The following is a 20952-nucleotide window of genomic DNA, read 5'->3' as shown; positions in this document are numbered from 1 at the left end:
GCACGGTCGCCGCCCGCCTCGGGTCGACCCCGGGGCGGGCGGCGAGATTCGACGATCAATCGTCGTCGCCGTCGTCGTCCGCGTCGTCGTTCTTGTCGTCGGCGTCGTCATCGGCGTCGACCGGTTCCTGCTCGGCCTTGACCACCGAGCCGTTCTCACGGTCGACGTCCACCTCGTGCTCGGTGTCGCCGACGACGACCTCGACGCTCCAGACCGGGCGGCCGTGCTCCTGCTCGGCCTCGATCTCGACGATCTGACCGCCGCCAGCCTTGGCGAGGGCGATCTCCCCGGCTCGCTTCTCGTCGACAGCGGCGCCGGCCGGCGCCCCGCCCGCAGACGGGTCACTGGACGTCGGGGCACCGCTCGTCGGCGTACCCGACGGTGTGCCGGTCGACGACGGATCGCTGGTCGCCGGCGCGGCGGTGGTGCTGTCGGCCGTCGGCGCGACGGTCGCGGCGGCGAGCGTCGTGTCGGTGCGCGAGTCCCTCGCGGCGGTGACGCCGATCGCGGCCCCGGCCACCGCCAGCACCGCCGCCCCGCCGGCCGACGCCAGGAGCAGATTGGTCCGCTTCATCGTGGTGTCCACCTTTCCTCGGTTGTCGACTCCGAGGATCGGCGCAAGCGGGATAGCGGCGCGCTGTCCCAACGCTAAGGCCGGGTTAAGCCGGTCAGAGCGCCATGCGCATGAAGACGTCGGCACGGGCGTACGGCGGCAGCGGGACCTGTTCCGCATCGACGTGCTGGAAGCCGGCCGTCTCGTAGAGGTGTACGGCGTTCGGGAGCTTGGTGCTGCTGCCGAGGAACAGGGTGGCCGCGCCGAGCTCGCGGGCGCGCTCGATCGCGGCCTCGATGAGTTGCCGGCCCAGGCCCCTGCCGCGCAGCGCCGGAGTCACCGCCATCTTCGACAACTCGAAGACGTCCGCCGAGCTGCGTACCAGGGCGACACAACCGACGATCTCCCCGCCGTCGCGCAGGACGAGCACGTCGCCGCCCGGTTCGACGATGGCGGCGAACGGGTCGCCGAGCGTCTTACGGTCCGATTCCTCGATGGTGAACCGGTGAGAGATCCACTCTTCGTTCAGCGTCCGGAAGGCCTCGGCCTCCTCGGGGGTCGTCATGGACGTGACGGTCAGCGTGCTCGGATTCATGACCCCGATTCTCCGGCCGCCCTTATTCGAACGTCCAATATCTTGTTGGGACTGATTCGTATGCTGGGCGTATGGATCCGGAGTTGCGCCACCTGCGGTACTTCGTCGCGGTCGCCGAGGAGCTGCACTTCGGCCGGGCCGCGGCGCGGCTGCGGATGGCCCAGCCGCCGCTGTCGCAGCAGATCCGTCAGCTCGAGGCGATGATCGGTACGCCGCTGTTCGTCCGCACCTCCCGGTCGGTGGCGCTGACGCCCGCCGGCGAGGCGTATCTCGTCCGGTGCCGGCGCGTGCTGGCCGCAGTGTCCGACGACGTGCACGAGGCGAGCCGCATCGGACGCGGCGAGCAGGGGCGCTTCGACATCGGCTTCGTCAGTTCGGCGATCCAGCTCGGGCTGGCCGGGCCGATCCGTCGTTTCCGGGAGCGCCATCCGGCCGTCCACCTACGCCTGCACGAGGCGCAGACGGCGCACATCGTCGACCGGCTGCTGAACGGCGAGGTCGATCTCGGCGTGGTCCGGGACGCGGACGACCACGACGACCTGACCGGCGTCACCTTCGCCACCGAGTCCTTCGTCGCCGTCCTGCCGGCCGACCACCCGCACGCGGGAAGCCGCGCGATCGACGCGGTCGTGCTGCGGGACGACCCGTTCGTCTTCTTCCCACGCGTGGCCGGCGAGCGGGCCTACCAGCGCAATCTCCGGCCGTGCCTGGACGCCGGCTACACGCCGCGCATCGTCCAGGAAGCCGGTAGTTGGACCACTGTGGTGCACCTGGTCGCGGCCGGCCTCGGTGTGACGATCGCACCGGCGAGCGTCACCGCCGTGGCGCCGCCCCGGGTGGCGGTGCTGCCGTTGACCGGCACCGAGGCCACCACCGAGATGCGGATCCTGCGTCGCCGGGACGACGACCGGGTCACCTCGACGAGCTTCGGGACCGCAGGCGGGCGTCCCGACCCGCTCGCGACTAGCCGCGCCGGTTGAGTTCCGCCTCCAGCCGCTGGACGAGGGTCTTGCGGTCCTTGCCGGCGTGCTCGTTGCGCAGGGCGGTCCGGAGCTGTCGCGTGTCGAGGCCACGGACGAGTCTGCTGGCCTCGGCCACCGACATCTCCGATATCCGGCCGGCGGTGGTGGCGTCGCGTCGTGCCTTCTTGGCCGGGCCGGTGTTGGCGACGTACTGCCGGCCGGTCCGGGACGCCTCCCGCTTCTTGGTGTCGGTCGCGCGCTTCTGGCTCTCGGACATCTCGTCCCAGGCCTTCTTGGGCAGGTAACGGCTCGTCGTGCCGTCCTTGCGGGCCCGGGCGTCGCCCTCCTTCGTCTGCCACTTCTCGTTGCCCCAGCGCTGCAACGCCTTCTGCCGCTCGTCCTTTTCGCCCAGGAATCCACCGCCGCGCCGCTTGTACTCCTGCGTCACCAGCTGTGACTTGCGCGCCGACCACTGACCGGGCTTCCCGCCCTTGTCGGACGCCTTGATCTCTTCCTTGATCTGCTCTCTGAGCTCGGGTTTCGTATACCGCGCCATGGGTGGCAGCTACCCGGCAGCGCAGCGGCTATGCCTGGCGCTGCGGCGGCGGGCCGAGCCGCAGCAGCACTTGCGCCCCGCCCTGCGGGCCGGACCGCAGCTCCAACCGCCCGCCGCCGGCCTGCGCGGCGCGGCGGGCGATGTCCAGGCCGAGCCCGGTCGAGCCGGCCGCGCTGGCACCCCGCCGGACCGCGCCAGCCGGCATCCCCGGACCCTCGTCCGCGACGGTGAGCAGCACCTCCCCGTCGTCCCGCGCGAGCCGGACGGCGAACGGTGTGCCGTCGGGGGTGTGCGCGAAGACGTTGCCGAGCAGGGCGTCCACGGCGGCCGTCAGGTCGTCGGCGGCCACCCCGACGGTCAGCGGGCCGGGGGCCAGGTCGAGGTGGACGGCCCGGCCGGTGTCCTCGGCGAGCACCGACCAGAACGCGACCCGGTCGGCGACGATCGCCGCGGCGTCGGACGCGACCGCGCCCGGCACCGGAGCGCGACGCCAGCGGGCCTGCTGGATCAGCCCGGTGACCGCCCGTTCGAGCCCGTCGGCGGCGGCCGTGATCCGGCTCGCGTCGTCCGGGTCGCGCAGTGACTCCGCCTCCAACCGCAGCGCCGTCAGCGGTGTCCGCAGCCGGTGGGACAGGTCCGCGACCTGCTCGCGCTCCTGAAGCAGGAGGACCTGGATCCGGCCGGCGAGGTGGTTGAGCGCCCCGGCGACCTCGCGCAGCTCGGCCGGGCCGGCGGGTACGACCCGGGCGTCCAGTTCGGCGTTCGCCAGGCGGTGCGACACGGCGGACAGGTCGCTGATCGGCCGCACCAGCGTGCGCGCCAGGCGGTCGGCGACCGCCAACCCGATCAGCACCAGCACCACACCGAGCAGCGCCAGCACCAGCCAGGCCCGGGTCACCCCGGCGGTCAGCTCCTGCCGGGGCACCACGATCCGGATCACGCCCGTGCCGTCCGCCCGGCCCTGCACGGCGATGACCACCTCTCGGCCGGCAGCCGACTCACCGGTGAGGCTCTGCCCGCGTGCGGCCAGGGCCACCGCGGGCGTACGGGGCGCCTGGGCGCCGAGCACCGTGCCGTCGGGCAGGAAGACACTCACCGGTCGGCCGGACTCCGCGGCGAGCTGCTCGACGGTGAGCCGGATGGTGGGCGCGTCGGCCGTACCGACCACCGGCACGAGGCTCTGCGCGTCGGCGGTGGCCCGCACGGTCGCCCGGTCCTGGGCCACGGTGCGCACGAGCAGGGCCAGCGGCACCAGGAACGCGACGAGCGTGAGCACGCTGACCGCAGCGACCAGCAGCGCCAGACGCGCCCTCACGGGCGGACCGCGGGCGCTTCGAGGCGTACGCCGACGCCCCGCACGGTGTACAGGTAGCGGGGTTGCTGGGCGGTCTCCCCCAGCTTGCGGCGCAGCCAGGACAGGTGCACGTCGACAGTCTTGTCGGCCCCGCCGTACGGGATCTGCCAGACCTCGGTGAGCAGCTCGCGTTTGGTGACCACCTGACCGGGCCGCCCGGCCAGGTGGTGCAGCAGGTCGAACTCGCGCGGCGTCAGCTCCACCAGCGTGCCGTCCAGGGTGACCTGTCGGGACCGAGGATCGACGCGCAGGCCGCCCACCACGAGGGACGGATCCTGCGCGTCGACGCTGGCGGGACCTCGTCGCAGGACCGCGCGGACGCGCGCGTCGAGCTGCGCGGCGGTGAACGGCTTGACCACGTAGTCGTCGGCGCCCGCGTCGAGGACCCGGACGATCTCCGCCTCGTCGTCGCGGGCGGTCGCCACGATGACCGGCACGGAGCTGACCGCGCGCATCATCCGCAGCAGCTCGCGTCCGTCCAGGTCGGGAAGTCCCAGGTCGAGCACCACCAGATCGGGCCGGTCGTCGAGGGCGTCCCGCAGCCCCGCCATCGCGGTCGAGGCCGCGGCGACCGCGTGGCCGCGTTCCCGCAGCCCGCGCAGCAGCGGGGTACGGATGGTCAGGTCGTCCTCGATGAGCAGCAGGCGGGCCACAGCAGGCAGGCTAACCGTTCGTCATCAGGACCACGCGATCTCGCCGTGGCGGTCGACGAAGCGGCCCGAACGATGTCCCGGCCCTTCGGTGGCGAGGGCGACGATCGCTTCCGTGCCCTCCGTGACGGTCTGCGGACCGCTGTGGCCGTTGAGGTCCGTGGCGGTGTAACCGGGGTCAGCGGCGTTGATGCGGACGTCCGTCAGCGCCTTGGCGTACTGGGTGGTCAGCATGGTCAGCGCCGCCTTCGACGACGTGTAGACGGGGGCGATGACGCCGGACTCGGCTCGCGACGGGTCGTGGGTGGCCGACAGGGATCCCATCGCGCTGCTCACGTTGATGATCACCGGGTCGGGCGAGCGGCGCAGCAGCGGCAGGAACGCTGTTGTCGTCCGCACCACGCCGACGACGTTGACGTTGAGCACGTCGAGGATGTCGTCGCCGGTCAACTCGCTCGGGTCGCCGAACGGCCCATGGACGCCGGCATTGTTGATCAGCACGTCGACGCGGCCCTCGTGCTTCTCGACGTCGGCGGCTGCAGCCGCGACGGACGCGTCGTCGGTGACGTCGATCTGGACGAACCGGGCGCCGAGTGTGTCGGCCGTCACGGCGCCGAGCTCCGGGTCACGCGCTCCGACGATAACGGTGCGGCCCAGTTCGATGAGGCGGCGGGCGGTCTCGCGGCCGAGGCCCTTGTTGGCTCCGGTGATGAAGGTGATCGTCATGCGTCCCAGCTTTCGTCGAGGTGAGCGCATGTGCCAGGGACGTCACAACGGTAGGAAAACCAATACCACCTTCACGGTGGGGGGGTGCGCAACAATCGAGGCGTGATGACGCAGGCTGCGGGACTGGGGGCGACGATCCGCGCCTGGCGTGACCGCCTGTCGCCGACTGCCACCGGGTTGCCCGCCGGCCGTGGGCGACGGGCCGCCGGACTGCGCCGGGAGGAGCTGGCCGAGCTGGCCGGCGTGTCGGTCGACTACATCGTGCGCCTGGAGCAGGGACGGGCGACCACACCATCGGCGCAGGTCGCCTCCGCGCTCGCTCGCGCCCTACGGCTGACCTCAGCCGAGCGCGACCACCTGTTCCGGCTGGCGCACCTGGCCGCCCCGACGGACGACCAGATCTCCGACCACATTCCGCCCGGGGTGCAGCGGGTGGTGGGGCGTCTCGGTGACGCCGCCGTCGCCGTCTTCGCCGCGGACTGGCAGGTGATCTGGTGGAACCGGAGCTGGGCCGCGCTCCTGGGAGACCCGTCGACGTCCCCGCCGGGCCTGCGCAACTTCGCCCGCGACACTTTCCCGGTGACCTCCGACGGGCCGGGGATGTCGCAGTGGCCCGTCATCTCACTGGACGCCGACGCCACGAGCGCCGCGGTCGTGTCCGACCTCCGGCGCGCCACCGGCCGGTTTCCCCGTGACCGCCGCCTGGCGAAGCTCATCCGCGACCTCACCGAGGGCAACGAGCGGTTCGCCGAGCTGTGGGCGGCCGGGGCGGTCGCCGCACACCGCGAAGACCGCAAGATCGTCGAGCATCCGTCGGTCGGTGCGGTCACGGTCGACTGCGACGTTCTGACCGACGGCGACGCCGAGCTGAAGGTCGTGATCCTCACTGCGGCTCCGGGCACCAGCGACGAGACCAGCATGCGCCTGGCTGTAGTGGCCGGGGCTCCCGACCCGTCGAGGTCCGACGACCTCAGCGACACGACTCGCCACCGCACCGGGCGTTAACGAAACCCAGCCCCCGCCCCCGCCCCCGCCCCCGCCCCCGCCGATCTTGCACTTTCAGTTGCCGAAATGCGCGGGATGCACCTGATGTCGGCGCAGCAAGTGCAAGATCGTGTAGGAGAGCCGGGGCTCGGGTTTTTTGGTGACGAACTCCGTTCGGGGATAGTCGGGGCATGAGCCGTCGTTCGGTCCTCGTCGCCGCCGGGTGGGTGGCCACCGTCGCCGTGGCGACCCTGATCGGCTTGGGGGCGATCCGGCTGGTGGGTGAGAGCATCACCGGCACGCCGGGCGGGGTGCGCAGCGAGGCGGAGATCGAACGGGCGCTCGCCTCGCCCGAGCCCGCGCAGAGTGGCACCGTCGGCGCGACAGCGGGCGGGCCGACGACGCCCGCGCCGTCCGCCAGCGCCGGGGTCCGCCGGAGTTTCGCCACCGACGGCGGCACGGCCGTGGCCGAGTGCGGCGCCGACGGGGTACGCCTGGTGTCGTGGGCGCCCGCGCAGGGTTATCGGGTGCACGAGGTGGACCGGGGTCCGGACGACGACGTCGAGGTCACGTTCGAGGGTTCGGCCGGCCGGCACGAGTTGAAGGTCCGCTGCATCGGCACCGAACCGGTGGCCGTCGCCGACGACTGACCGGGATTCGTCCCGGTCGGGCAGGTGCCCGCAGCCGAGGCGAGGGCTCGACCGGGTGGAGGCGATCGGCTCGCCGGTTGACGGTCCGAGCATTGGTGAGCCACCATCGCACCGTGCTGGCGCAGGGGCGGGACGAGTCGGGTCAGCTACGCGCGTGGCGGGTGGGTCGCCGACGCCTCGCCTGGCGTCCCCGTCTCGCCCGGCCGCGGCTTGAGGGCGCGGACGGCGGCCCGTTCGAGATCGTCGTGGTCGTGATCCTGGCCGTGCTGGGCCTCGGCCATCTGCTCAACTGGCTCGCCGCTCTGTTGGCCACCTCGGTCGTCTGGCCGTATCGAGCGTTGTCCGGCCGCTGGCCGGTCGTGGCATATCCGCTTGATTCGTCCCTGGTCGCGACGGATCAGGGCGGCGACCTGCCGCATCGTCGAAGGGTGGCGGGCCGCGTCGCCGCCATGGAGCTGACGCGGCAGTGGGTGCGCGACATCGAAATGGCAGGGGCGCCCGGTCCTGGAGATCGTTAGTGTGCTGCCGTGATCCGTACCCTCGTTGTCGCCTCCCTGCTGCTGGCGGGCTGCTCGCCTGCCGATAAGCCCGAGCCCGTGGCCAGCCCGACCAACGCCTCGGACCCGCGCGCCGTGTCCGCCTGCCGCTACCTGGCAGACGCACTGAAGAAGAACATCCTGCCCCCGTTCCAGGAGGCGGGCGCCGCGAATCACGCCGCCTACTCGACCGACCCGGATATCCGGGCGGCGGGTGAGCGGCTGGGACCGGCCGCCAAGGAGGTCGGCGATATCTATTTCCGGAAGGACCCCGCCATCGACACCGGGCCCGCCGACCTCCGCCTGGCCGAGGCGCGGCAGGGCATGCTCGCGGCGTGCACCAAGGTGTTCGGCGAGCCCCCGTGGGAGTTCGCCCAGGAGCCCACTCCCACACCCAGCAGCTGATTGACGGGCGTGGCCGGCACGAAGGCTCGTGCCGGCCACGTCGTGGTGGTGGTGGTTCAGCTCGTGTACGCCTCCACCTCCCAGAGGGAGTGGCCGTAGCCGGTCCCCCGGGCCGTGCCGTAGATGCGCAGGTAGCGGCCGTTCGCGCCGAGGCCGCTGTGCTCGTCCACGCCACCGTCGGCGCCGGTCACCGTCTTCACGGTGGTCCAGGTGGTGCCGTCGTTGGAGGTCTGGATCTGGTACGCGCTGCTGTACGCCGCCTCCCAGGCGAGCTTGACCCGTCCGATCGCGGTCGGGCTGCCCAGGTCGACGCGGATCCATTGCGGGTCGGAGAACGTGCTCGACCAGCGGGTGGCGAGGTTGCCGTCGACGGCCTGGGCGCCGGTCACGTCGGCCCCCTCGGTGCTGGACGTCGTCGTCGGCTTGTTCAGCAGCAGGTTGCCGCCGGTCGGGGTGCCGGTGCCGCCGTACACCTCGAACTCGTAGAGCGAGTAGCCCCACGCCGTGCCGCGGCCGGTGCCGAGGAGCCGGACGTACCGGCCGGAGCCGGTGAGCCCGGTCAGGTCGTCCACCCCGCCGTCGCCGCCGGTCACCGTGCGGATCGTGGTGAAGGTGACGCCGTCGGTCGAGGTCTGGATCTGGTACGCGCTGCCGTACGCGGCCTCCCAGGTCAGCTTGACCCGGCTGAGGGCGTACGTCGCGCCGAGGTCCACGTCGATCCACTGCGGGTCGCCGAAGGCGCTGCCCCAGCGGGTGCCGGCGACACCGTCGAACGCGTTGGCCGCGACGAACGCGCCCTCGTAGCTGGATGCCCGCGCCGGCTTGCCCTTGGCCAGGTTGGTGCCCGTACCGGGATCCGGGTCCGGGTCCGGGCCGGGCCCGCCGGGGCTGGTGGAGAGGGTGAACTCGTCGATGTCGAACCACGGACCGGCGCCCTTGAAGACCAGGTACAGCGTCCGGGTGCCGGTCGGCGCGGTCACTCCACCGGTGACCGTGGCGAAGTTGGCGTACCCGCCGGTGGAGGTGACGGTCGCCGAGCCGACCAACTGCCCGGTGGGTGAGTCGACGCGCAGCTCCAGCGTCCCGCCGCCGCCGGCCGGCGCGCCGACCCGGGCGCTGAACGACTGGATGCCGGTCAGGTTGTACGGACGGAACGAAATCCAGTCGTTGTTGTCGATGTATCCGACCGCTGCCCCGCCGTGCCCGGCCGCCCCGGCGACGATCTGCACGCCGGACGAGTCACCGAAGTGCTCGGCCTGGCGGATGCGGGGTTGCAGCACCGCCTGGGTGTGCGTGGTCAGCGCCGGCTGGCCACCCCCGCCCAGATCGGTGTACTCGGCGTCGATGATGCCGAAGATGTTCGCCGCGGTGTCGTGCTCGCCGTCGGCCGAGGTCTGGATGACCCCGGTGCAGCCCTGCGTGCTGGCGAGCTGGTGGCCGTGCGAGTCGTGGCCGAGGACGTAGTTCACCTTGACCCGGGCGCAGTTGATGGTGCCGTCCTGGGCGTCGGTGACCGTGACGGAGAACGGGATCGCGTCCCCGAAGGTGAAGGTCTGCCCGTTCAACGGGGTGTTCACGGTGACCACCGGGGCGCTGTTGCCGACGGTGACGACCACGCTCGCGGTGGCGGTCTTGCCGGTGGTGTCCCGCACGGTCAGCGTCGGGCTGCGGGTGCCGTTGGTGGTGTACGTGAAGCTCGGGTTCGCGGCGGTCGAGTCGGTGGTGCCGTTGTTGTCGAAGTCCCAGGCGTAGGTGAACGGGTCGCCGTCCGGGTCGAGGGTGCCGGCCGAGGAGAAGGCCACGGTCAGCGGCGCGGTGCCGCTGGTGGGGGTGGCGGTGACCTTCGGTACGGGCGCGCGGCCGCCGCGGGCGTACTCGATGCGGTAGAGCGCCGAGTTGGCGTCGCCGTTGAACCAGCCGGTGCCGTAGTCGAGCACGTAGAGCGCGCCATCCGGGCCGAACTCCATGTCCATGACCTGGGTGCCGGTCCACGGGAACGGGTTGATCTTCAGTGGCTGACCGGTGGAGTCGAGCTTGACGTTCTTGATCCAGCGGCGGCCGAACTCGCCCGCGAAGAAGGTGCCGTCGTAGTACTGCGGGAACGCCACGGGCGAGGTGTTGTTCGGGTCGTACCGGTAGACCGGGCCGGCCATCGGCGACAGGCCACCGCCGGTGAACTCGGGCGGCGAGCCGGAACCGCCGTACGGCAGCCAGGCCGGAATCGCCGGCGGGAGCTGGGTGATGCCGGTGTTGTTGGGCGAGTCGTTCACGGGCCCGCCGGCGCAGTTGAACTTCGCCCCGGACGGCCCGGACGGGAAGGTGTAGTCGTTGTAGGCGTCGTTGCGGGCGGTGCAGTACGGCCAGCCGTAGAAGCCCGGCCGGTCGATCCGGGCGAACTCGACGTTGCCCGCCGGACCCCGGTTCGGGTCGGCGGTGCCCGCGTCGGGTCCGTAGTCACCGAGGTAGACGATCCCGGTGGCCTTGTCCACGCTCATCCGGAACGGGTTGCGGAAGCCCATCGCGTAGATCTCCGGGCGGGTCCGGGCGGTGCCGGGCGCGAACATGTTGCCGGCCGGGATGGTGTAGCCGCCCGCCGCGCTCGGCTTGATGCGCAGCACCTTGCCGCGCAGGTCGTTGCTGTTGCCGGCGGTGCGTTGCGCGTCGAAGGCCGGGTTGCGGCCGGCCCGCTCGTCGATCGGGGTGAAACCGGCCGAGTCGAACGGGTTGGTGTCGTCCCCGGTGGACAGGTAGAGGTTGCCGGCCGCGTCGAAGTCCATGTCGCCGCCGACGTGGCAGCACATGCCCCGGCTGGTGGGCACGTTGAGGATCAGCGTCTCGCTGGCCATGTTGATCGTGTTGTCGGCGTTCACGGTGAAGCGGGACAACCGGTTAACCCCGTCCCAGACGGCGAAGTCGGCCGGCGTGCCGGTGGCCGGCGCCCCGCCCCCGGGCGTGCTCAACGGGGGCGCGTAGTACGCGTACACCCAGCGGTTGGTGGCGAAGTTGGGGTCGGCCTTGATGCCCTGTAGGCCCTCCTCGTCGCCGGTGTAGACGGCGAGGGTGCCGGCGACCTTGGTGTTGCCGGCGGCGTCGGTGTGCCGGATCACGCCGTCGCGGGCGGTGTGCAGCACACCCCGGTCGGGCAGGACGGTCAGGCTCATCGGCTCGCCGGTCTCAGCCGCGCCCTTGGCCAGCGCCACCTGCTGGAAGTTCGTGGTGACCGTCGGGCCACAGTCGGCGGTGACCGCACCGGCGGCGGTCTGGATGCCGCCGAGCAGGTGCTGCCGGAAGGCCGCGTCGGTGTACGAGGCGTCGGTGTGGCCGAGGCCGGTGTACCAGGCCCGGCCGCCGGAGTAGTTCTGGCACCAGGAGATCGGGTGGTCGTACCCCATGCTGCCGCCGGTGTAGGTGCTCTCGTCGAGGGTGGCCAGCACGTGCACGGTGCCCCGGGGGTTGGCGCGGTAGTTGTACAGCTCGTCGAAGCGGCTCCACCGCTGCGGCAGCCCCTTGGTGGACGGGTGCACCTGGTCGGCGACCGTCACGGTGGCGGTCTGCTCGGCCGGATGCGAGGCGAAGTACGCGCCGACGAGCCCGCCGTACCACGGCCAGTCGTACTCGGTGTCGGAGGCGGAGTGCACGCCCACGTACCCGCCGCCGGCCGTGATGTAGCGCTCAAAGCTGGCCTGCTGGGTGGCGTTGAGGACGTCACCGGTGGTGGACAGCCAGATCACCGCCGCGAACCGGGCGAGGTTCGCGTCGGTGAACTGGCCGGCGTCCTCGGTGGCCTCGACGGTGAAGCCGTTGGCCGCGCCGAGTTGCTGGATCGCCGTGATGCCGGGGGTGATCGAGCCGTGCCGGAATCCGGCGGTCTTGCTGAAGACCAGGACGGTGAACGGGGCGGCGCTGGCCGCGGGTGGCGTGGCGACGACGCCGCCCAAGACGAGGATCGCGCTCAACACAGCGCCAAGCCACGCTCTCAGGGATCTGCGCACGGATAGGTCCTTTCGCGGGACGACGTGCGCCGATCACGCCGGTGGTGGTGAGGTGCATGCATCGTTACGGGTCGATTACCACCTCGTCAAGGACTTCCGCACTATCCGAGAGAGCGTTATCTCGGCAGCTCAGGGCGACTCCGGCAAGGAAGATCCAATTACGGTTTCCGATTGGTCCGGCGCGTCGTCCCGGCGCAGGGCCGGCAGCGTCGGCGCGAGCGCCATCGCCATACACAGGCCGCCGAGCGGCAGCAGGTCGAGCGTGACGGCCGGTAGGACGATGCCGACGAGCAGCAGGGCCACGCTCCACCAGGGAAGCCGCCGGTGCGCCGCGAGCATGCCCGCGAGGACGAGCAGACCGAGGAAGAACAGCTGCGGTACGACGTCGTAGAACAGCACCTCGACGCCGGGCACGCTCTTGAAGTCCCGGCCGAGGGCCGACATCTCCGCCCGGTCGGCGGCCAGCAGACCCTCGACGATGTCGGCGCCGAACTGCACCATCGTGGCGGCGAGCCCGACCAGCGTGACGGCCACGACCGACGTACGCCACGGGCCGGGGCGCAGCAGACCGGCCAGCGCCAGCACCACCGGCACGAACGCCACCATGCCGGCGAGGCCGACCAGGTGCGCGGCCTGCCAGTCGAACCCGGGACCGTACGTCCCGTCGGACCTGCCCCAGAGACGGACGAGCCCGTAGCCCACGATGCAGGCCGGCCCGGCGATCACGAAGAATGCGGCTCGTTTCATGCGGGCCATCATCTGGCCGCCCCCACCCGCCAGACCTCCGGGCGCAGCCCCGGTACGGCCCGGGTTTCCGCCTCAGGTCTTCCACCGAGCAACCCTGATCCCGATGGCCCTCTATAGTCGCGCGGTGAGCACGGACCAGGTACGGCAGGCGTACGGCGCGGTCGCGGATCTCTACATCGAACTGTTCGGCACCCGGGAGCAGGTGGAGCCCGATGACCTGGCCTTCATCGGCCGGCACCTGGCGGGTCGACCCGGGAAGGTGCTCGACCTGGGGTGCGGCCCCGGCCACCTCACCGACCACCTGCGGTCCCTGGGCGCCGACGCCACGGGCATCGACATCGTCCCCGAGTTCGTCGACCACGCCCGGGCGACCCACCCGGGCGGCACCTACCACCTCGGGTCGTTGGACGACCTCGACGTGGCCGACCACTCCGTCGCCGGAATCCTGGCCTGGTACTCGCTGATCCACCTGCCCCCGGAGCGCCTCGACGGCGTACTGACGACATTCCGACGGGCCCTGACCCCGTCCGGGACGTTGGTGCTGGGTCTCTTCTCCGGCGACGAGGTCGACGCCTTCGACCACAAGGTCACGACCGCGTACCGGTGGCCGGTCGACGAGATCTCGGCGCGGCTGACGAGGGCCGGCTTCACCGAGGTGGAGCGCCTGGAGCGCCCCGACGGCGGCCCGCACCGGCCGCACTACGCCATCGCGGCCACCCCGACGGGGTGAGTCGAGCCGCCCGCGCGCAGCGGACACCGCCAGGAACGCTCAGCCGACGCTAAGACCGCTCTCACGGCCCGTTCCTAGCGTGTGCGGGCATGGCGACACCACCCGTATCCCCGCCGACGACCATCGACGTCACCGCCTGGCTGACCTGCGTCGCGCCTCGTCCAGCGGCCCGGCTGCGGCTCGTGTGCCTGCCGTACGCCGGTGCCGGCGGCGGCGCGTACCGGCCGTGGGCCGCTCTGCTGGGCGACGACGTGGAGGTGTGGGCCGCGCAGTTGCCCGGCCGTGAGCGTCGGCTGGCCGAACCGCCGCTGAGCACGATGGACGACCTCGTACCGCCGCTTGTCGACGCGATCGCCGCGCGGGTGCCGACGCCGTTCGCGATCTTCGGGCACAGCATGGGCGGCCTGATCGGGTACGAGATAGCCGCCCGCCTGGTCGCCCGGGGCGGCCCGGCACCGCAACGGCTGGTGGTTTCGGCGGCCCGTCCGCCGGGCGACGCAGCGCCACTCGGCACGGCGCACCGCCTCAACGACGCGGCGCTGACCCGCTGGCTGCACGACCTCGGCGGGATACCCGACGAGGTGCTCGCCGATTCCGGCCTGCTGGAGCTGATCCTGCCCACCGTGCGAGCCGACCTGAGCGTGGTCGCGTCCTACCGGCCGACGACCGTGCCGCCGCTGCCGCTGCCCGTGGACGCGGTGGCCGCCGCCGACGATCCCCTGGTCAGCCCGGACGACGTGGCCGGCTGGGCGGCCTGCACCGCGGCCGGTTTCTCGCTGACCGTCGTCCCCGGGGGCCACCTCTACCTGCACGACACGCCTCCCCCGCTGTCCCGCCTGCTCGACGGCGGGCCGGCCGCCGACCGCGCGTACGTCGAAGGGGCCACCCGATGACCCAGGACCTGCACCCCGACCTCGCCGACCTCACCCCCGAGCAGCGGGAGCTGCTGGCCCTGCGGCTGCGCCAGAGCCGCGCCGGCCAGAGCCAAGCCGGCCAGAGCCGCGCCGGCCGCGCCGATCCGACACCCACGCCCGCGACGGCGGCCTTCCCGCTCTCCTTCACCCAGGAGCAGCTCTGGTTCCTCGACCGGCTGGAGCCCGGCACGCCCGTCTACAACGTGCCCTTCGCCGAGCGGATCACCGGTCCGCTCGACGTCGCGGCGCTGCACCGGGCGGTCAACGCGGTGGTGGCCCGGCACGACGCGCTGCGGGTCGTCTTCGCGACCGTCGACGGCGTCGTCACCCAACGGGTGTCGGACGCCCTGGACGTGCCGCTGCCGCTGCTCGACCTGACCGGGCTCCCCGCGTCGGAGCGGGAGGCAACGGCCAAACGGGAGATCGCGGCGCACGCGGCGGTCCGCTTCGACCTGACCAGCGGACCGCTGCTCGCGGCCCGGCTGGTCGCCCTCGCCGACGACGAGCACCTGTTGCTGGTGACCGCGCACCACATCGTCTTCGACGCCTGGTCGGCCGGTGTGTTCGTCGAGGAGCTGGTGCGCTGGTACGGCGAGTTCGCCGGGGACGCCCCGGCCGGCCTGCCCGCGCTGCGCACCCGGTTCGTCGCGCACGTCGCCGCCCGCCGCGGGCCGGAGGCCGAACGGGAGCTGGCGGGTCACCTGGCGCACTGGCGGGAACGACTCGCCTCGGCGCCGGCCCGGTCCACGCTGCCGCCGGACCGGCCCCGGCCGCCGGTGCAGACCCACCGGGGCCGGAGCCTGCCGTTCACCGTCGAGGCCGAGCTGACCGACGCCCTCGGCGGGTTGGCCCGCCGTGCCGGAGCCACCGTCAACGCGGTGGTCCTCGCCGGGCTGACCGCCCTGCTGCGCCAGGCCACCGGCCAGGACGACCTGCTGCTCGGGATGCCCGCCGCGGGCCGGGCGAGCACCGACCTGGAGCCGCTGATCGGCTGCTTCGCCACCATGCTGGTGCTGCGCGTGGACAGCACCGGTGACCCGAGCGTCCGCGACCTCGTCCGGCGGGTGCACCGGACGGTCAGCGAGGCGTACGCCCACCAGGAGGCCCCGTACGCGCGGGTGGTGGAGGAGGTCCGTCCGGTCCGCGACCCCAGCGTGAATCCCCTCTTCCAGGTGTTGGCGACCATGACCGACGGCGGCGTACGGCAGCGGCAGGCCGCCGGTGCGACGTTCCGCCCGGTGCCGGCGGAGAGCGGGCTCACCGACTTCGATCTGTTCGTCAGCCTGACCGTCGAGGGTGACCGGATCGACGGCGCGGTCGACTTCAACGCCGACCTGTACCTCGACGAGACGATCGCCGCGACCGTGGGCCGGCTGCCGGAGCTGCTGCGCGCCATGGTGGACGACCCGGACCGTCCACTGTCGGAGGTGCCCGGGCTGCGCCGGCACCGGATCGCCCTGGCGGCCACCTTCACCGTGGACCCGCTGCGCGACCCGGTGGAGTTCTGGCTGCGCTTCCTGCGCGTACCCGCGTCGGTGGAGCTGGTCGGGTACGGCCAGCTGGTGGCCCACCTGCTGGCCGGGCCAACGGTCGACGCCACGGTGTGCCTGCTGCGCTTCGAGGACTGGCTGCGCCGGCAGGAGAACACCGCCGGGGCCCTCGACGCGGCGATGGACGACCTCGACGCGGCGGTGGCGGCGTACCGGCGGCGAACCGACGCGCCGCTGCTGCTGGTGGTCTGCCCCGCCTCGCCGCGCGCCGCCGACCAGGAGTACGGCCGGCTCGACGACCGGCTGGCGGCGGTGGCGGCACGTACCCCGGGGGTCCACACGGTCTGGGCCGCCGACCACGCCGACGCCTACCCGGTCGCCGAGGTGGACGACGAGCGCGCGGACGAGTTGGGCCACGTGCCGTACACCGGGGAGTACTTCGCGGCGTTGGGCACGATCGCGCTGCGCGAGCTGCGGCGGCTCGCCGGTCAGCCACGCCGCCTCGTGCTCGTCGATGGCGAGCGGTTGCCGGTCGACCGGCTCGCCGACGCGCTGCCCGGTCACGAGGTGCGGGCGTACACGGCGGATGCTCTCGCCGCCGCCGACCCGGCCACCACGATGGTCCTCGACACCGATCCGCAGGCCGTGGCGGGGTGGCGCGGCGCGTACCCGGGCGTGCTGGCGTTGGCCGTGCCCACCGGCGTAGCGGACCTGCGCCGGCAGCTCGCCCACGTCTGGGCGCTGGACCCGCCGCTGACGGGCGCCGGCCCGAATGAGCTGTGCACGACGATCGGGTCGGAGCGGGCCGGGTACGTCGTCGAGGAGCTGAACACCGCCGCGGCGGTCGCCGAGCGTAGCCGGCCGGCCCCCGTCCGGACCGCCGGAGACGAGGAGGTCGTCGCGCCGCGCACCCCCACCGAGGAGCGGCTCGCCGGCCTCTGGGCCGCCGCGCTCGGCGTCGAACAGGTCGGCGTGACGAGCGACTTCTTCGGCCTCGGTGGACACTCGCTGCTCGCCACCGGCCTGCTGTCGCAGGTGCAGGCCGAGTTCGGCCGGGAGGTGTCGCTCTACACCCTGTTCACCAACCCGACCGTGGCCGGGCTCGCCGCCGTGCTGGACGCCGTTGAGGACGCCACCGCGCTCGCCCCGCTCACCCCCGCCCCGACGGGTACACCGGCGGTGGCGTCCTCGGCGCAGGAACGGCTCTGGGCGCTCGACCAGCTCGACGACGACGTGGTCCGGCACAACACCACGGCCGCCGTCGAGCTGCGCGGCGACCTCGACAAGACCTCGCTGCGCCGGGCATTCGACGACGTGCTGGCCCGGCACGAGGTGCTACGGACCACCTTCCGGGGCCGCGACGGCGAGCCCGAGCCGGTGGTGCACCCGCACGTCGACCCGTGGCTGGAGACGCTGGACCTGACCGCGCTGCCGGCGGCGAAGCACGCCCGTACGCTGCGCCGGGCGGCCGCCGAGCTGGCCGCGCACCGGTACGACCTGGCGGCCGGGCCGCTGGTGCGCGCCCGCCTGCTGCGGCTGCCCGACCAGCGCTGGCACCTGCTGCTCGGCATGCACCACATCGTCTGCGACAACACCTCGTGGAGCATCCTGCTCGACGATCTCGCCGCCCGGTACGCCCACCACGCCACCGGTGTCGACCGGCCACTGCCGCCGCTGCCGGTGCAGTTCACCGACTACGCCCGCCACCAGCGCGACTGGCTGGCGTCGGCCGCCGTCGAGCCGCACCTGGCGTACTGGCGCAAGCGACTGGCGGACGCGCCGCCGCTGCTGGACCTGCCCACCGACCAGCCCCGTCCCGACGAGCGCTCGGACGTCGCCGGGTATCAGGCCCAGCGGCTGGGCGCCGGGCTCGGCGCGGCGGTGCGGGAGCTGGCCCGGGCGGAGGGCGTCACGCCGTTCGCCGTCCTGCTGGCCGGCTTCGCCGCCCTGCTGCACGCCGAGAGCGGGCAGCCGGACCTGGTGCTCGGCACGCCCACCGCCGGCCGGGAACGCGCCGAGCTCGCCCCGCTCATCGGGTGCTTCGCGGACCTGCTGCCGTTGCGGATGGACGTGGCGGGACGGCCCACGTTCCGGCAGCTCGTGACCCGGGCCCATCGCACGGCCCGGGAGGCGTACCGGCACCAGGGGTTGCCGTTCGCGACCATCGTGGAGGCGCTGCGGCTGCCCCGGCAGGCCGCGTACCACCCGCTGTTCCAGTGCGTGCTCAACGTCCTCGACGGCGCCGACGAGCTGCCGGAGTTCGCCGGGCTGACCGCCACGCCGGTCGAGGTGCCGAGCGTCGGTGTCGACTTCGACCTCTTCCTCAGCGTCACCTGGCAGGGCGACGACCTGCACGCCGACCTGGCGTACCGGGCCGACCTGTTCACCCCGGAGCGGATGGTCCGGCTGTTGACCGGGCTGGCGAAGGTGCTCGACGACGGGGTGCGTCGACCGGACGCGCCGATCGGCGCGGGTCGCCGTGCGCCCGTTTCCCGGCGGCCGACGCCGCCCGTGCCCCGGCTGGTGATCGGCGGCACCGTCGAGGTTCCGCGGCTCGCCGAGACCGTCCGCTTCTGGGCCGGGCTGCTCAACCTGCCGCACACCCTCGACCAGCTCGCGCCCGGCGCGCTGCTGCGGGTGCTGCGCGACCCGGCCGCCGGCCTGGCGACCAGCCGGCGTGACCGCAACGCGCTGGTCCTGCGCTGGGAGGACCGCCTCGCACCCGGTCCGCTCGCGGCGGGCATCGTCGGGCTGCGCGACTTCTTCGCCGAGCTGCTGTCGGCGCTGGACGTGCACCGGGCGCACAGCGCGGCGGCGCTGACGATCGCCGTCTGCCCGCCGTCGCCGTCGTACCGGACGTCGCCGTACACCGCCGTCTTCGCGGAGCTGACCGCGCGGCTGGCCCAGGCCCGGCCGGACGTCGAGGTCGTCTCCGTGGCGGCCTGGGCGCGGCGCTACCGGGTGCCGGAACCGCCCGGCGACGCCTGGTCGCCGGAGCTGGCGGCGGTCACCGCGACGCTGCTGGTGCGGCGGGCGGTCCGGCACCCGGCGCTGCGCCGGCTGGTCGTGCCGGCCGGGCCGGCGCACCGGCAGGCGGAGCTGGCACGGCTGCTCGCCGCCCAGGCCCGCGCCGGGCGCGAGGTGCTGCTCACCACGACGCCGCAGCGCGCGGAGCTGTCCGCGCTGGTCACCGCCGGGATCATCGGGTACGCCCCGACGCCTCCCACCGACGCGGCCACCCTGCTCCTTCATCCGGCCACCACACCCGCCCCGCCCGACGTCCCGGCGCTGCCCGTCGACGAGCGGGTCGGGCCGGCGGAGCTGCTGCGGGGTCTCTGGTCGCTCGACGCCGACACCACCGTGGACGGCGACGCGCCCGTCGACCGGATCCCCGTCGGCCTGCTGGCCGAGGTCGCCACCGAGTTGGGTGACGCGGCGGCGGTGCGCGGCGCGGTCGCCGACGGGTACCGGCGCTCGGCCGACCGGGCCGCCGCCGCGCCGCGCACCGACCGGGAACGCCAGCTCGTGGCGATCTGGTCGGAGCTGCTGCGGACCAACCAGCTCGGCATCACCGACGACTTCTTCGCCTCCGGCGGCGACTCGCTGCTCGCCATGCAGCTCGTGGCCCGCTGCGCGGCCGCCGACATCCACCTCACCCCCCGACAGCTCGTCCGCCACCCCACGGTGGCCGAGCTGGCCGCCAGCCTCGGGGAGACCACGGCGACGCCGAACGCCGAGCAGGGCGAGGTGCGCGGCGACGCACCGCTGACCGGCGCGCAGCGCTGGTTCACCGACGTCATCGCCCCCACCATGGGTCGGCCCGCCCTGTTCAACCACCCCTACTACCTCGAGCTGGCCCGGCCGCTCCCGACCGACCTGGTCCGCGAGGCGGTACGTCGGCTGGTGGCCCAGCACGACGCGCTGCGGCTGCGCCTGACCCGGCAGGCGGACGGGAGCTGGCATCAGCACCACGGCGACCCGGCCGACGCCGTGCCGTTCGTCAGTTACGACCTGACCGGGCTCGGTGTCGACGAGCGGAAGGCGGCGGTCGAGGCCCACTGCGTCGAGGCGCAGACCGGCCTGGACCTCGAAGCCGGCCCGCTGGCCCGGGTGGCGCACTTCCGGCTCGGCCCGGAGCTGCCCGACCGGCTGCTGCTCGTCAACCATCACCTGGTCGTCGACGCGGTCTCCCGGGGCGTCCTCCTGGCCGATCTGGAGACGCTGTGCGACCAGCTCGAACGCGGTGTCGAACCGACGCTGCCGGCCAAGACCACGTCGTACCGGGACTGGGCGCGGCGACTGGCCGGGCACGCGGGTTCGCCGGAACTGCGCGCGCAGGTGCCGTTCTGGCTGGCGCAGGCCGACGAGGGGGTGCTGTCCCGGTTGGCCGACGAGCCGTCCGCCACGCCGATCCGCCTCGGTGACCTGGGCCTGACCACCGTGACCCTGGACGAGGCCGCGACCCGGGGGCTGCACGCCGCCGCCCGTCGGCTGCGCGCCAGCGTGCGGGACCTGCTCGTCTGGGCGGTGGTGGACACCGTCGCGGGGCATACCGGGGGCGCGGTCACCGTCGCCACCACCGGTCACGGCCGGGAACCGCTCTTCGACGACGTCGACGTCAGCCGTACGACGGGCTGGTTCCAGGTGCTCTACCCACTGCGCCTGGAGCTGCCCACGACCGCAGACGCGACCCGCTCGGTCCGCTCGGTGATCCGCCAGCTCGGCCGGGTCCCGGACAACGGCATCGGCTACGCGCTGCTGCGTCACCTCTGCCCGGACGACGACGTGCGCGCCCGGCTGGCCGCCACCGCCGCGCCGACGGTGGCGGTCAACTACATGGGCGGGTACGGCTTCGACGACGTCGCCCCGGCCAACCACCTCCTCGACGTCTGCGCGGCGCCGTTCGGACCGACCGAGGACCCCGACGGGCACTGGCCCTTCCCCTTCGACGTGACGGGGTCGCTCACCGGCCCCGAGCTGCGCGTCGATCTGAGCTACGCCACTCCGGCCTTCCGGCCGGAGACCGCAGAGAACCTGCTCGACGGCATCCGGCGAGGCCTGTTGCGCCTGGCCGGACGCCCCGGGCAACCGCCACGGCAGTAGGAGGA

At 73.1% G+C, this 20952-nt stretch carries 16 protein-coding genes; 8 read left to right on the top strand and 8 right to left on the bottom strand.

The window, feature by feature from the left end:
* Positions 1 to 55 precede the first annotated feature (55 nt).
* Positions 56 to 574 (bottom strand): PepSY domain-containing protein, encoded by a 519-nt coding sequence (locus tag ABZ272_RS02525; RefSeq protein WP_355048112.1) that lies wholly within the window; start codon positions 572 to 574, stop codon positions 56 to 58.
* A 94-nt stretch (positions 575 to 668) separates the two neighbouring features.
* On the bottom strand, positions 669 to 1148 hold the full coding sequence (locus tag ABZ272_RS02520) for a GNAT family N-acetyltransferase (protein WP_355048111.1): 480 nt from the start codon (positions 1146 to 1148) through the stop codon (positions 669 to 671).
* Between the two features lie 71 nt (positions 1149 to 1219).
* Between ABZ272_RS02520 and ABZ272_RS02515 the strand changes: the two genes are divergently transcribed.
* On the top strand, positions 1220 to 2128 hold the full coding sequence (locus tag ABZ272_RS02515; RefSeq protein WP_355048110.1) for a LysR substrate-binding domain-containing protein: 909 nt from the start codon (positions 1220 to 1222) through the stop codon (positions 2126 to 2128).
* Here ABZ272_RS02515 and ABZ272_RS02510 read toward each other — a convergent pair.
* From ABZ272_RS02510 to ABZ272_RS02495, 4 genes are read right to left on the bottom strand one after another with little or no spacing between them, the layout of a single operon-like run.
* Positions 2112 to 2666: a DUF5872 domain-containing protein gene (locus tag ABZ272_RS02510; protein WP_355048109.1), complete on the bottom strand. Its 555-nt coding sequence runs from the start codon at positions 2664 to 2666 to the stop codon at positions 2112 to 2114. The genes ABZ272_RS02515 and ABZ272_RS02510 overlap by 17 nt on opposite strands.
* A 28-nt stretch (positions 2667 to 2694) precedes the next feature.
* Positions 2695 to 3981, bottom strand: coding sequence for a HAMP domain-containing sensor histidine kinase (locus ABZ272_RS02505; protein WP_355048108.1), 1287 nt, complete (start codon positions 3979 to 3981; stop codon positions 2695 to 2697).
* Positions 3978 to 4673 (bottom strand): response regulator transcription factor, encoded by a 696-nt coding sequence (locus ABZ272_RS02500; protein ID WP_355048107.1) that lies wholly within the window; start codon positions 4671 to 4673, stop codon positions 3978 to 3980. The genes ABZ272_RS02505 and ABZ272_RS02500 overlap by 4 nt, the downstream gene beginning before the upstream one ends.
* 24 nt (positions 4674 to 4697) lie before the next feature.
* On the bottom strand, positions 4698 to 5396 hold the full coding sequence (locus ABZ272_RS02495) for an SDR family NAD(P)-dependent oxidoreductase (protein WP_355048106.1): 699 nt from the start codon (positions 5394 to 5396) through the stop codon (positions 4698 to 4700).
* A 105-nt stretch (positions 5397 to 5501) separates the two neighbouring features.
* On the opposite strand from ABZ272_RS02495, the gene ABZ272_RS02490 reads away from it, so the two are divergent.
* The 4 genes from ABZ272_RS02490 to ABZ272_RS02475 all read left to right on the top strand — a co-directional run bounded on the left by ABZ272_RS02490 (position 5502) and on the right by ABZ272_RS02475 (position 7971).
* Entirely contained in the window at positions 5502 to 6401 is a 900-nt protein-coding gene (locus tag ABZ272_RS02490) for a helix-turn-helix transcriptional regulator (protein WP_355048250.1), read from the top strand.
* Between the two features lie 170 nt (positions 6402 to 6571).
* Positions 6572 to 7030, top strand: a complete 459-nt coding sequence (locus tag ABZ272_RS02485) for a septum formation initiator (RefSeq protein WP_355048105.1) — start codon at positions 6572 to 6574, stop codon at positions 7028 to 7030.
* 113 nt (positions 7031 to 7143) lie between these two features.
* On the top strand, positions 7144 to 7548 hold the full coding sequence (locus ABZ272_RS02480; RefSeq protein WP_355048104.1) for a hypothetical protein: 405 nt from the start codon (positions 7144 to 7146) through the stop codon (positions 7546 to 7548).
* 9 nt (positions 7549 to 7557) lie between these two features.
* Entirely contained in the window at positions 7558 to 7971 is a 414-nt protein-coding gene (locus ABZ272_RS02475) for a hypothetical protein (RefSeq protein WP_355048103.1), read from the top strand.
* Between the two features lie 56 nt (positions 7972 to 8027).
* Here ABZ272_RS02475 and ABZ272_RS02470 read toward each other — a convergent pair whose 3' ends face one another.
* Together ABZ272_RS02470 and ABZ272_RS02465 are read right to left on the bottom strand one after the other, a co-directional pair.
* Positions 8028 to 11963 carry a ThuA domain-containing protein gene (locus ABZ272_RS02470; RefSeq protein WP_355048102.1) on the bottom strand — a complete coding sequence of 1312 codons (3936 nt, stop codon included), beginning with the start codon at positions 11961 to 11963 and terminating at the stop codon, positions 8028 to 8030.
* 129 nt (positions 11964 to 12092) lie between these two features.
* Positions 12093 to 12710, bottom strand: a complete 618-nt coding sequence (locus ABZ272_RS02465; protein WP_355048101.1) for a hypothetical protein — start codon at positions 12708 to 12710, stop codon at positions 12093 to 12095.
* 124 nt (positions 12711 to 12834) lie between these two features.
* Here ABZ272_RS02465 and ABZ272_RS02460 point away from each other — a divergent pair, with 124 nt between their 5' ends.
* The 3 genes from ABZ272_RS02460 to ABZ272_RS02450 all read left to right on the top strand — a co-directional run bounded on the left by ABZ272_RS02460 (position 12835) and on the right by ABZ272_RS02450 (position 20947).
* Positions 12835 to 13440 (top strand): class I SAM-dependent methyltransferase, encoded by a 606-nt coding sequence (locus ABZ272_RS02460; protein ID WP_355048100.1) that lies wholly within the window; start codon positions 12835 to 12837, stop codon positions 13438 to 13440.
* Positions 13441 to 13529: 89 nt separating this feature from the next.
* Positions 13530 to 14333 (top strand): alpha/beta fold hydrolase, encoded by an 804-nt coding sequence (locus ABZ272_RS02455; protein ID WP_355048099.1) that lies wholly within the window; start codon positions 13530 to 13532, stop codon positions 14331 to 14333.
* A complete protein-coding gene (locus ABZ272_RS02450) occupies positions 14330 to 20947 on the top strand; it encodes a condensation domain-containing protein (RefSeq protein WP_355048098.1) in 6618 nt (2205 codons plus the stop codon). The genes ABZ272_RS02455 and ABZ272_RS02450 overlap by 4 nt, the downstream gene beginning before the upstream one ends.
* Positions 20948 to 20952: the final 5 nt, after the last annotated feature.

Source organism: Micromonospora sp. NPDC005979 (assembly GCF_040614415.1).
GTDB lineage: Bacteria > Actinomycetota > Actinomycetes > Mycobacteriales > Micromonosporaceae > Micromonospora.
The sequence above is the reverse complement of the archived record's forward strand: the minus strand, read 5'-3'. Positions and strand labels throughout refer to the sequence as shown.